At 55.3% G+C, this 11404-nt stretch carries 13 protein-coding genes and 1 pseudogene; 9 read left to right on the plus strand and 5 right to left on the minus strand.

Features of this window, described 5'->3' with window-relative positions; all coding sequences use genetic code 11:
- From RUA4292_RS25680 to RUA4292_RS00115, 4 genes and pseudogenes are all read right to left on the minus strand, one after another.
- A pseudogene (locus tag RUA4292_RS25680) lies at positions 1-260 on the minus strand (IS30 family transposase); the annotation flags it as partial.
- A 283-nt stretch (positions 261-543) separates the two neighbouring features.
- Positions 544-1008, minus strand: a complete 465-nt coding sequence (locus RUA4292_RS00105) for a CoA-binding protein (protein ID WP_058275766.1) — start codon at positions 1006-1008, stop codon at positions 544-546.
- Between the two features lie 3 nt (positions 1009-1011).
- On the minus strand, positions 1012-1371 hold the full coding sequence (locus tag RUA4292_RS00110; RefSeq protein ID WP_058275767.1) for a 2Fe-2S iron-sulfur cluster-binding protein: 360 nt from the start codon (positions 1369-1371) through the stop codon (positions 1012-1014).
- Positions 1372-1373: 2 nt separating this feature from the next.
- Positions 1374-2729: a selenium-binding family protein gene (locus RUA4292_RS00115; protein ID WP_058275768.1), complete on the minus strand. Its 1356-nt coding sequence runs from the start codon at positions 2727-2729 to the stop codon at positions 1374-1376.
- A gap of 70 nt (positions 2730-2799) precedes the next feature.
- Here RUA4292_RS00115 and RUA4292_RS00120 point away from each other — a divergent pair, with 70 nt between their 5' ends.
- From RUA4292_RS00120 to RUA4292_RS00155, 8 genes are all read left to right on the plus strand, one after another.
- A complete protein-coding gene (locus RUA4292_RS00120) occupies positions 2800-3561 on the plus strand; it encodes an IclR family transcriptional regulator (protein WP_058275769.1) in 762 nt (253 codons plus the stop codon).
- A gap of 48 nt (positions 3562-3609) precedes the next feature.
- A complete protein-coding gene (locus RUA4292_RS00125; protein ID WP_145974788.1) occupies positions 3610-4011 on the plus strand; it encodes a putative quinol monooxygenase in 402 nt (133 codons plus the stop codon).
- 906 nt (positions 4012-4917) lie between these two features.
- On the plus strand, positions 4918-5109 hold the full coding sequence (locus RUA4292_RS00135; protein WP_058275772.1) for a helix-turn-helix transcriptional regulator: 192 nt from the start codon (positions 4918-4920) through the stop codon (positions 5107-5109).
- A 3-nt stretch (positions 5110-5112) separates the two neighbouring features.
- Positions 5113-5274: a hypothetical protein gene (locus tag RUA4292_RS24650; RefSeq protein WP_158506868.1), complete on the plus strand. Its 162-nt coding sequence runs from the start codon at positions 5113-5115 to the stop codon at positions 5272-5274.
- A complete protein-coding gene (locus tag RUA4292_RS00140) occupies positions 5271-6152 on the plus strand; it encodes a DUF7146 domain-containing protein (RefSeq protein ID WP_058275773.1) in 882 nt (293 codons plus the stop codon). The genes RUA4292_RS24650 and RUA4292_RS00140 overlap by 4 nt, the downstream gene beginning before the upstream one ends.
- The gene (locus RUA4292_RS00145; RefSeq protein ID WP_058275774.1) at positions 6139-7611 is read left to right on the plus strand and encodes a YfjI family protein; all 1473 of its coding nucleotides are present in this window, start codon (positions 6139-6141) and stop codon (positions 7609-7611) included. Before RUA4292_RS00140 ends, RUA4292_RS00145 begins: the two co-directional genes overlap by 14 nt.
- Positions 7590-7976, plus strand: coding sequence for a hypothetical protein (locus RUA4292_RS00150; RefSeq protein ID WP_058275775.1), 387 nt, complete (start codon positions 7590-7592; stop codon positions 7974-7976). Before RUA4292_RS00145 ends, RUA4292_RS00150 begins: the two co-directional genes overlap by 22 nt.
- The gene (locus tag RUA4292_RS00155; protein ID WP_058275776.1) at positions 7964-8467 is read left to right on the plus strand and encodes a hypothetical protein; all 504 of its coding nucleotides are present in this window, start codon (positions 7964-7966) and stop codon (positions 8465-8467) included. The genes RUA4292_RS00150 and RUA4292_RS00155 overlap by 13 nt, the downstream gene beginning before the upstream one ends.
- 449 nt (positions 8468-8916) lie before the next feature.
- Here the strand turns inward: RUA4292_RS00155 and RUA4292_RS00160 are convergent, their stop codons facing one another.
- The gene (locus tag RUA4292_RS00160; RefSeq protein WP_058275777.1) at positions 8917-10671 is read right to left on the minus strand and encodes an adenylate/guanylate cyclase domain-containing protein; all 1755 of its coding nucleotides are present in this window, start codon (positions 10669-10671) and stop codon (positions 8917-8919) included.
- A 193-nt stretch (positions 10672-10864) separates the two neighbouring features.
- On the opposite strand from RUA4292_RS00160, the gene RUA4292_RS00165 reads away from it, so the two are divergent.
- Positions 10865-11404: helix-turn-helix domain-containing protein (locus RUA4292_RS00165; protein WP_145974790.1), on the plus strand; the 540-nt coding region annotated here is incomplete at its 3' end.

Genomic DNA, 11404 nt, shown 5'->3' on the forward strand with positions numbered 1-11404 from the left:
GCACGGGCAATCGACCGTATCGAGACCCTCGCACGTAAGCCCCTCGATATCTCCTCTCGATCGCAGAGTGTCAGAGCGCGCCGGGATCTGACGCGGGCCGGCGGGCGAATGCCGCCAGTGCGAGCAAGGAGTGGATAGATCGAAGACGACTCGCGATCAAAAAGCCGCCCTATAGAACTCATCGACTCTCCGCGTTGCCATCGATCCCATATCTCTGACTTCTGTTTGTCTGTGAAAAATATGCGACGACGATAGGCCATGGCTTACACTCCATCTTTCCAAAAAGATTAAAGTGTTGCATCGATCAGTTGAAACCGCCGGACACAGCGGTCGGTCGCCGCTGCGCGGCGCTGGGACGTGGCCCAAATATCTGTTCGCGGACAAGGTGACCGTTGGTTCTCTAAACAAAACGGCCATTCTTGGGTTTAGAGTACGCGGTTGCGTAGAGTGGGCAAGATCACTTGTCTTCCCTTCCGGAAGCAAAAAAGTCTCAATTGGCACCTTCATTGGATGCTGAGGAGGCCGCTACCAATCGAATTTCCATCATATCTTTAGGTCCAGGCGCGGCTTCCAAAAAGGGCGGAAGAGTTCAATCTTGGGGCATCGGTTCATCACGACTTTAAGGCCCGCCGCTTCGGCGAGTTGCGCTGCTTTGTCGTCGTACACACCGATTTGACCCCAAAGAACTTTTGCCCCGATTGCGATGGCCTTCTCGGCAAAGCCAAATAACTCTTCCTTCGGGCGGAAAACGTCTACCATATCAACATGTTTGTCGATCTCTTCCAGTGAGTGGTAGACCTTGAGCCCTCTAATTTCCGAAACATTCGGGTTAGGATTCACCGGTAGAATATCATAGCCGATTTCACTCAACTGTCGCAGAACGCCATAGCTGAATTTCGTTTTGTCCGCGCTAGCCCCCACCATTGCAATGGTTTTAACCGACTGCAGGATGTCGGCGAGGTATTTGGGGTCGTAATCGTAGATGCGGTCGATATATGCTTCGGGCATCGGTTAACCTTCCTTCGGCGTCGCAATGTCAGCCTTGAGTTCGTGGGGTTTGAGAGGGTCGAGAAACGGATTGCGGTACAGCTTTTCATGGCTCTCGACCCCGATCTCAAGCGTGATGTCGGATGTCGGACGTGCCACGCAAAGGATCACATAGCCGTTTGCGATTTGCCGATTATTCAGCGCAACCTGTCGGCGTTGATCAATCGCGCCAGTCTTTAGTTTTGCCGCGCAGGTAATGCAGCCGCCATACTTGCACCCAAAAGGCAAGTCGACGCCCTGTTCTCTCAGCGTTTCCAGAAGTGGACGCCGCGCATCCACACAGTATTGCGCGCCATCTCTGTTCGCGATCGTCACGGTATACATAATCATAGCCAGATGTCGCTTGTGCAATCACCGCCCGGATACCGGCTCTCGTGACAGCGCGATGGACCATTCGGTTCCTTGCCAAAGTCCACAATGAAATCCTCGTTGATCTTCATACCACCGTTTTCAGGGTCGCAATCGATCATCACCATAACCCCGCCCTTTTCGCGGATCTCAGGATAGAACTGGTTATCCCAAGTCGAAAACAGCGAGGTCGTGACATAAAGCCTTCGTCCGTCGAGAGAGAGCTGGAACATTTGCGGCCCCCCTGCGACCTCGACCCCGTTAACGATCGGAGCTTTACCCAAAAGGCCCCCCATAAACACTTGGCCGGTCAGCTTGGGATTATGCGGGTCGGTGATGTCATACTGGCGCATATCTCCATGCAGCCAATTGTTCAGGTACAAGTATTTGTCGTCCATCGAGATCAGGATCGCCGACATAACCCCCGGCAACGGGATCGGCCATTCGGGGTGCACCTCGTTTTCCACGTCGATGATCTTTTCCCACCGCCACTTTTTAGCATCGTCTTGCCACCAATGGATCACATTGGTCGAAAGAGCTGCGCCACAGAACCCATGCGTGCTGTCGGGGTCATGGTGGAACTTGACTTCCAGTGGCAACAGCCCGTCTTCACCCAAATAGAAGCTTTCGACCGGTTCGCGCTTTTCGAAATCCCAAAAATGCAGCTCCCGCCCATATTTTAGATGACCCACTTCTTCCAGATCGAAGCCCGGCATGAAGGTATTGGGCGCTGCCCATTCGGAACTGACCATCACGTTGTGGCGAGGTTGGTACCAGAAATCGTAGCCAAACTTGATATCGCCCATCGAGGTTTCCCAGCGACCGACGATGTTGAACTCTTTGTCGAGATGCAGATAGCCTCCAGGAGCTTCACCCTTGGCATTTCCAAGGAAGGAAATGATGATCTCCGAGCCCAAACAATGCACCGTATGCGGGCCCGATAAATCTGCCTTGGCCTTGATCTCGGCCCCGTCGATGACCTTATGCAACCGCGGCGCACGCGGGTCAGTGGCTGTATCAACGATGTGAAGGTTGTTAGAGCGTACGCCTGGCAGGATCAGGTATTTGCGGGACATCGAGCCGTCGTCGTGACAGGACGAACAGGCGTTCCACCCCATGTGGTGAAGCTCGTCCCCAATCCCCGGCATTTCCAGCCTATTGATTACCTGAGAATAGGTCGGGCTGTCAGGGTCGACATCCACTGTAGCAAGGTAATCAGGTTTCTGGATCCCCGTCCCGGTGTAGATGGCGATCGTATAGAGTAGCTTTTCTCGTGGGGCTTTGATGGCTTCTTGCGGACTCTTGAAGCCCGGTCCACAGCATTGTCCATCCATCGTGTGCTCCTCCCTTGATTCCCTAAATTGTATCGTATATCGAAAACTTAGTTATCATAAAGTGAGATAAATGCATCTCGAACGATTAGCGCTGATTTTGGAAATCGTGGGTCAAAAAGGACGTGCTTCCGTAGCAGATATCTGTGCCCACTCCGAAATACCTAAACCGACGGCCTACAGGCTGGTTCAAGACCTTGTTTTGTCCGGCCTACTTGAATCACCAACCCGCGGTGAGTTCGCGATTGGGATTAGGCTAAAGCGTATCACGTTGAGCGATCACTCTGATCCCGCTCTTTTGCAGGTGATTGCGCCTGTCCTCTCTGGCGCCGCGAATGACTATGGCGCTGCGTTTTTCTTGTCTCGGCTACGGGGCCATTGCGTTGAGATTATTCATGTGGAGACACCGCAGACGGGCGTGTCTTTTCTTCATCCAGGTATGGGCAAACGACCAATGCACGCGTGCTCTTGCGCCAAGGCAATTGCCGCCGTGTCGCCTGAGCTGCTGTCTCAGGACCGATTGGATGGACAGCTTAAGCGCTACACAGATCGCACAATTACAAACCCTAAAGATCTGGCCGCGGAACTCGATGTCATTCGAACCAAAGGGTATGCCGAATGTGTGGAAGAACTGGAGCGCGGGATCAGCTCTGTCGCAACAACGCTGACTAAAACAGGAGTTGGTGCGACGCTTTCAATCGGCGCTACGGCGTCTCTTCGGGTGTTTACACCCTCGAAGCGAGAAAAGATCGGCCATACACTTACCGCAATGTCACACGAACTTGCACACGCACTAGGATGGGGTGAAGCAGACGAAGAAAGGATACCCGCTTAGGGTCATGGGAGTCGCAGTGCTTTAGGTTAATGCCATCCAGCAGGACAGGTGTGTTTTGCGACCTTCGCCGCTTTTGGTTCAATAAGGGAGACAAATATGGACGATGCAATGTTTGGTGGGTTCTTCGTGATCAACGTAAAACCTGAGTATCGGCAGTCCTTTTTGGATGCCAGCACCTTCCAAGCGCAAAATGTTGTCAGTGAAGAACCCGAAGTTTTCCAGTTTCATATTATGGTGGATGAGACAAACCCAAATCGTTTCTATTTCTACGAAGTGTTCAGGAATGAAGCCGCGGTCCAGGATCATTGGGAATCTGAAACCTTCAATAACTGGTTCAACACTGTCCGAAAGATGCTGGATGGCGAGATCGAACGTGTTGCTAGGATGCGCTCGCTTTTTCCGACGCCAAAAGGTTTCAAGGCGCAAAAAGCAAGCCTGCTACTATGGTAAAATTGACAGCCGTTTGAGGCCATCGCCGGCGCGAGAAAATTATGGGCTTAGGTGCTTGTCCGCTTTGGGCTCGACGCAGTCATCTGACCTTTTCCGTCGGATGACTCCTTTTCGCAGCGAGCCGTTGTTGGGTGAACTGCAACCTCGCAGGTGATGCAGTCGAAGGACCGACTCATAATGACCAGATCACGCACTATCACGCTCCGTCGAGCCAAGGTCACAACCACCCGATACCACTATATGTTTTTCAATGGCTTAACGGCTCTCTGAGTCGCGTCTTCCTGATGTCTGACCACATACTTTTGGCCATCTGATGCTCAGATTATTCGCTAGAACCGGGACGAAGTTCCTCGTACTGCAGCGAGCAATTGAGGTAGTGATGGCGAAGATCACACAACATCAGTTGGCGGAGCGCTGGCTCCTGTCAAGTGCCCGAATGGTGGGGCGAAGTGATAGAGGTAGAAATTCGGTCAAAGACGGATGCTAAGCGCATAGTCAAACTTTGCCGAGAGGGTGAATTGCAAGAGACGTGGAAGCCGCAATGGTCAACTTATCTCACATACGATGGGCGCATAAGGCTGGCCGACTTTGAACGCGCCCAAGATGTTCTAATGGGGGTAGCCGATCCCGGTCCCGGTCACCCCCGCGTCTATGATCGCGACCGGATACGAGAACTGGCAATGGAAATTGCTGAGGAGTTGCCGAAGCCAATCAACCGAAGGGAAGTGTGTCGGCAATTAGTTGAGCGTTACAACGGCCACCCTAGACTGAAGAACCCTGAAGCGGGTTGGCTTCAAGGGCTTGTCCGCGAACTTTTTCGAGAAAAGTGACCTAGCCAAAAATCGACAGCTATGTTTCCAACCTGCCAGCGTCACACCTGAGAAACAAATCTCAGGAGGTAAAAAAATGCCAAAGTGGCTCAATGATCAACAGGTTTCGGAGCGTTACGGGTGGAGCAAGGCGACAACGTGGCGCAAGGCGAAGCAAGGTCTAATCCCCGGTCCGGTGAAGATCGGCGGTCAAACGCGTTGGAACGCTGACGAACTGGACGCCCACGACGCGACCTTAATCGCTACACGGGACGGGGAGGCGGCGTGACCCATGACCAACACATACGAAGCCCCGCGCGCTGGGCATAGCGCAACGGGGCAGGCTGTGTCTGTGGACAACGGACACCGTGAACTTAGTGCGCAAACCTGCACATGGCAACGGATTGGAGAGGTGCTGGCCCGCATGGGGTTCACTTTCGAGGTGGCGTCATGAATGCCCGTGACCTGACCCTGAGCCTGTCCGGGCACTGGCACGGCAGCTATGGTGTTACACCCTGTCCGGTCTGCCAGCCCGACGCGCGGCGCGATCAGTCTGCATTGACCCTCTCAGATAGCGATGATGGCCGACTGCTAGCCCATTGCAAGAAATCCGCTTGCACCTTCACGGCGATCTTGTCGGCGGCAGGAGTGACGACAGGTGACTATCGCCCGCCTGATCCTGCAACACTGGCCCAGCGAGACGCAGAGCGGCGTAAGGAGGGCCAGAAGCGGGCGGATCAGGCGCGCAGGTGCTGGGAGGAAACTGAACCCATCGAAGGTACCCCTGCTGAGAATTATCTGCGCGGCAGGGGGATCACATGCCCCTTGCCACCTTCGCTCAGGTATCATCCGGGGTGCTGGCATGGACCGACTGCAAAGCGGTTCCCAGCGATGGTTGCGCGGATCGACGGCGGCGACACCTTCGCGATCCACCGGACCTATCTGCACCGCGACAACACTGCCCTGACAGATAGCCGCAAGATGATGCTGGGCCGCGCGCGTGGCGGTGCTGTGCGGCTCTCTGACGGCCATTTCCGCTTGGCCGTGGCAGAGGGCATAGAGACTGCCCTGAGCCTGTCCTGTGGCCTTCTTAAAGGCCCTGCGACTGTCTGGGCGACACTCAGCACAAGTGGAATGCGCGTGCTGACCCTGCCGAAACGAAAGGGCCGGCTGACGATTGCACCTGATGGCGATGAAGCGGGCAGATCGGCAGCACATGCACTGGCCGAGCGGGCTCATGCGTTGGGGTGGAAGGTGGATCTGCTGATCCCGCCCGAAGGTTACGATTGGAATGATGTTGTACAGGAGAATGTGCGCCATGACTGCGCCTGAACCCACACCATTTACGCCAGAGGGACCGCAACCCCTGATCCGCGAAACCGCTGACGCAGCACCTTATCCGGTTCATGCACTGGGGCCGCTGAGAGGTCCGACAGAGGCCATCGCAAAGGTGACGGAAGCGCCACCTGCCATGTGTGCTGCAAGCGTTCTGGCGGCCTCTGCGCTGGCAGTGCAAGGGCTGCATGACGTGGAGACACTGGGCGGGCCGCGTCCTGTGTCCCTTTTTCTGCTGACCGTGGCGGAAAGCGGTGAACGTAAAAGCACCGCTGACAAGCTGGCGATGCAAGGTGTCCGCGCCTTCGAGGCCAAGCTGCGCCCGGAGTATGATGAAGCACTGGAAAGCTATCACCGGGAACATGCCATCTGGGAAAAGCGCAAAGCTGCTATCCTTCGCGGTGCTGGTGAAAATCAGGCCGCAACCCGTGCAGATCTGTGCGACCTTGGACCTGAGCCTGAGCCACCCCTGCATCCGTCCATTGTGACCGGATCAGCAACGGTGGAGGGGATCGTGAAGCATCTGCCAGTACTGCGCGCGTCACTGGGGATCATGACTGATGAAGGTGGTTTGATGCTGGGTGGTCACGGCATGAAGTCTGAGAACAGATTGAACACCCTCGCGACCTTCACGGCCATGTGGGACGGATCGACACTGGACCGATGGCGGGCAGGTGATGGCATTGCCAGCTATGCAGGACGGCGGTTCTCATCGCACCTGATGATCCAGCCCAGCGCGGCAGAGGAATTCCTGGGCGACCCGCTGGCAAACGGTCAGGGGCTTCTTGCAAGGTTCCTGACCTGCCGCCCCGTCAGTCATATCGGGCACCGCCTGAGACTGACGCAGGACGCCGATGCGATGGCAGAGGTGGACCGCTTCGCAAAGCGGATCGAAGGGCTTCTGTCGCACCCTATGGCGTTTGCAGAGGGACGCAGGAATGAACTTGCGCCGCCGGTGCTGACGCTGGCCGAGGATGCACGGGGTGTACTGACTGACTTTTCCCGTGAAATGGAACAGGCCCAAGCCCAGGGTGAGACCTTCGAAGATGTGCGCGCCTTCGCAAGCAAAACGGCGGAACATGCAGCGCGTCTGTCGGCGGTTTTTACGTTAATCTGCGAGGAAACTACGGCAACCGTCACCGGTGAGACGATGGCTGATGCAGTCGAATTGGCGCGGTTCTATGCCAATGAAGCAGCCCGTCTGCAAAACGCTGCGGTGATCCCGCCGCATATCGCTGATGCCGAACTGATGAAACGGTGGCTTCTGACTTCTTGGGCTGAGGAATTTGTGACTGCTGGCCTTGCCGCCCAGCGCGGGCCGAACAGCCTCAGGACGGCAGAGAAATGCAGAAAGGTGTTTGCCCTTCTTGAAAGCCACGGTTGGCTTGTCCGGGCAGATGGCGCGACGGTGGATGGCAAACAGCGTAAAGAAGCATGGCGGGTCGTGCGGTCATGAAGCGGTTTGAGTTTGACCCCTATGAGACCCTTTGGCGTGTCCGGGCGAAGATCGAGGGCCGTAAACGCGAAAACGCAAGTGATACGTTGCTAACCGCTAATCCCGCGAAAGTCGCTAATCAGGAAGGGCACGAAGCGGATGGATTAGCAGGATTAGCGATTAGCAGCACACGGCAGGACAAAATCACCGACGCCGTGGATCACTTCGAAGAGCGCGCCGCGATCCGCGAATATGATGGAGGCCAGAACCGATCCGAAGCCAAGGCGGCAGCATTGATCGAAGCCGCTCGCGCCGCCGGTATCGTAGTGACCGATCTGCGGACAGCTATAGCCGCCAGACGTGAGGGAAAGGCATGGGAAAGGTAGAAAAACCTGCCAATCGCGGGATCGAGGTCAACCGCACCGGCGAAAACGAGATGCACGTAAACGTCCCTGATCCGCAGGTGCTTCTCGATCTGTTCGGCACCGGGGATCAGGGGCTTGCAGGTGCGCTATTGGTGCAAGCCCTAGGTGCCTGCGGCACGAAGCATGAACCACAGGCCCAGCAAGGCCGCGACTTCATGCTGGCGATGATCGAGGACATGGCCCCGCGTGACGCTGTGGAACGGATGCTGGCAGTGCAGATGGCCGCGACGCATGCTAGTCTCATGAGCATATCCAACAAGCTGAACAGTGTGGACAGTCTGCACCAGCATGAAATCTACGAGAGATCATTCAACCGGTTGGCTCGGACGTTTGCGGCGCAGGCCGAAGCCATGCGAAAGCATCGCAACGGTGGACAGTCAAAAGTGATCGTTGAACATGTGACCGTGAACGAAGGCGGGCAGGCTATTGTGGGCCAAGTGCAGAAAAGCTGACATTCGCGGAAATACATCTGTAGGACCGCTTTGAGCCCAGAGCCGAACTCCCAATGACAGTCGCATAGCCCATCGATTTGTGTTAGAATTCGCTCTTCTGCGGCGCGCAAAAATGCCGAGAGGAGCAATCATTTTTTATCGGAGTCGACATTGGTGTCGCGTAAGGAGAATTCGATGGTTTGTAATCCTGTGCCACCGAAAGTTACTCACGTTCCAGATTTCCATGCGGTCGCAACATGTCCTTTCTGCCGGGAGCAACGGATCGTTTCTCACCATGATTTAAAGAGTTCTGGACTCCCGGTTGATGGTGCTGCGGAATGGGTTTGCTCGCTTTGTAGAGGTATCAAAAGAAAATCGGGACAAAGAGACCCGCTTGTGTAGGCGATAGTAAACCATTTACTTGGCACAAGTAACTGCAGTCGCTCTAAGCGCAGAAGGCACAAGCATTCTCATTCGGGAAAGCCGACCATTCGCAATCCGTTTTCAAGCGGAACGTTCAGCCCATCACTGACACCGATTTCATCCCGGCAATAAGAAATGTACTCAGAAATGCGAAATCCTGGGTCTATCTCCAGAACAAGGTTGCGGGCGTTTTCCGCCTCGTTCATCCGGCCCAACTGAGCAAGCGCAATGGCTCGATGGTAATGGAAATTTATGGCGCGTGGATTTAGACTTATGCCCTTGTCCCCGCTTCTGAGAAGAGCTTCGTAGTCCCCTTTGACGATGTTGGCTAGGGACACTGCAATGTAGGTTCGAAAGGCGAATGGGTCGCGCGGGCTGACGCGCAGCGCAACGCGCGCGCGTTCTAAGGCCTGATCGGCCGCTGCTATATAGGAGTAAAGCAGGCTGCTTGATGCCCAAGCCCAGGCAAAACTCGGGCTCTTGTCGATGGCCTGCTCGACCAGATCAAGGCCATAAGCCGGTTTCCGGTCGAGAAAGCCGATTGTATAGCCAGAATAGGCCAGTACTTCGGAGTCATCTGTGTCCTGTTCAAGTGCGCCGCGGGCAAGTTCAAGGCTCTTGATCCTATCATCGCCCGAAGGGCTCTTGCCGAAATAGTGCCAGACCGTGGAAATCCACGCCAGCTTGGCGCGTGCCTTGGCAAATTCCGGCGCTTCAGCCAGGCTCGCCTCGAACCATTCGGTCGCATCTTCTATGCGTCCGAGGTGAAGGGCATGCTGGCCCCTTAGATACATGTCGTAGGCGTTCATGTTTTTTGGCTGTTTCCGCAAGACACGCTTGATTTCTGCGCTCTGGATTTCTGGCGCAATTGAGCTGACGACTTCAGTGGAAACCTCATCCTGCAAATCGAATACGTCTTCTAGTACGCCGTCGTACCGCTTTGCCCAGATATGAGCGCCTGTCTCGGCGTCGATAAGTTCGGCTGATATCCTGAGGCGGTTGCTGCTGCGGCGGATGCTGCCCTCTAGTATGTAGCGAACACCTAGCTCGCTCCCAATCCGGCGCACGTCAACGGACAACCCTTTGTAGGAATAAGACGAATTGCGCGCTATGACAAAAACCCATGGCACGTGGGACAGGGCAACGGTGATGTCTTCTGTTACCCCGTCGGCGAAATACTCGTCCTTGTCTTCATCCGAAATGTTATCGAACGGAAGCACAGCAATTGAAGGCTTGTCAGGCAGGCTAATTCCGACAACCAAAGGCGTCAAAGTCTGTGGACCAATGCAATATACATGAACCGGATCGGCTATGTTCTTCAGCTCAACAAGACCCTTGCTCTCAAAAACTATATCTAACTTTCCCGCAACGTCATCCCGAACGCGGGCCGAGACAGCGATTCCGCCAGGCGCGGACACAGATTCAAGACGGGCGGCGATGTTGACACCGTCACCCAGGAGATCCTGGCCATCAGCAATAATATCTCCGCAATGAACGCCCATTCGAAACTCAATAGGTTTGGCAATTTTTCCCTGCGCGTTGCGTTCGCACATTTTCTTTTGCATCGCATCGGCGCATGACACAGCGTTGACCACCGAAGAAAACTCCACCAGGAATCCATCCCCCGTAGACTTGAAGATGCGCCCGGAATGCAAGGCTATGAGAAGTTCAAGAACCGACATATGGGATTTGAACGCACGGATCGCCCGCTCCTCATCCCTGCCGACGAGAGCGCTGAAGCCTACGACGTCGGCTACCAAAATTGCTGCCAGACGTCGTTCAAATTTTTTTTCATTAGCCATCGACTTAGGAGTTCGCTGGACTTTATTACGATTTCAGTGTGGCTAGGTGGATCACAAGACGCAATGGCTAAGAACGATAAACAACTCCGTTACCTCGCAAAGTTTTGGTAGCTGAAATGAATGACGGTTTAGTCCGGCGGACTCAACGGATCGCCGCAACACTTCACTTTGGAAGCAAGGATGGAGTGTTGGTATGGCTTATCGTCGTCGGATTTATTTTACGGAGAAACAGAAGGCAGAGATTTGGGATCGCTGGCAGCGCGGAGAGTCGATGAGCTCGATCGGTCGGTTGTTTGATCGAGGCTCGTCGTCGATCTATCCCCTGCTTGCGAGAACGGGTGGTATACGGCCACCAGAGCGGCGGCGATCACGGTGGGCGTTGACAACGGCAGAGCGCGAAGAAATCTCACGCGGGCTTGGAGCCGAGTTGTCCGTTCGTACAATTGCGCGTCAGCTGCGCCGATCTCCATCGACGATCAGCCGGGAGGTGCGGCGCAACGGGGGGCGTCAGCATTACCGGGCCACCCAGTCCGATCAGGCAGCCTGGGAGCGTGCACGGCGTCCGAAGCCCTGCAAGCTGCCGGAGAGGCCGGCGCTCTGTCACACAATAGCTCAGAAGCTCGAACGCAAGTGGTCGCCGCAGCAAATCGCGGGTTGGCTGAAGCGCGAGCATCCCGACGACGAGGGCGAGCGTGTGTCTCACGAAACGATCTACAGAAGCCTGTTTATCCAG

Source organism: Ruegeria atlantica (genome assembly GCF_001458195.1).
GTDB lineage: Bacteria > Pseudomonadota > Alphaproteobacteria > Rhodobacterales > Rhodobacteraceae > Ruegeria > Ruegeria atlantica.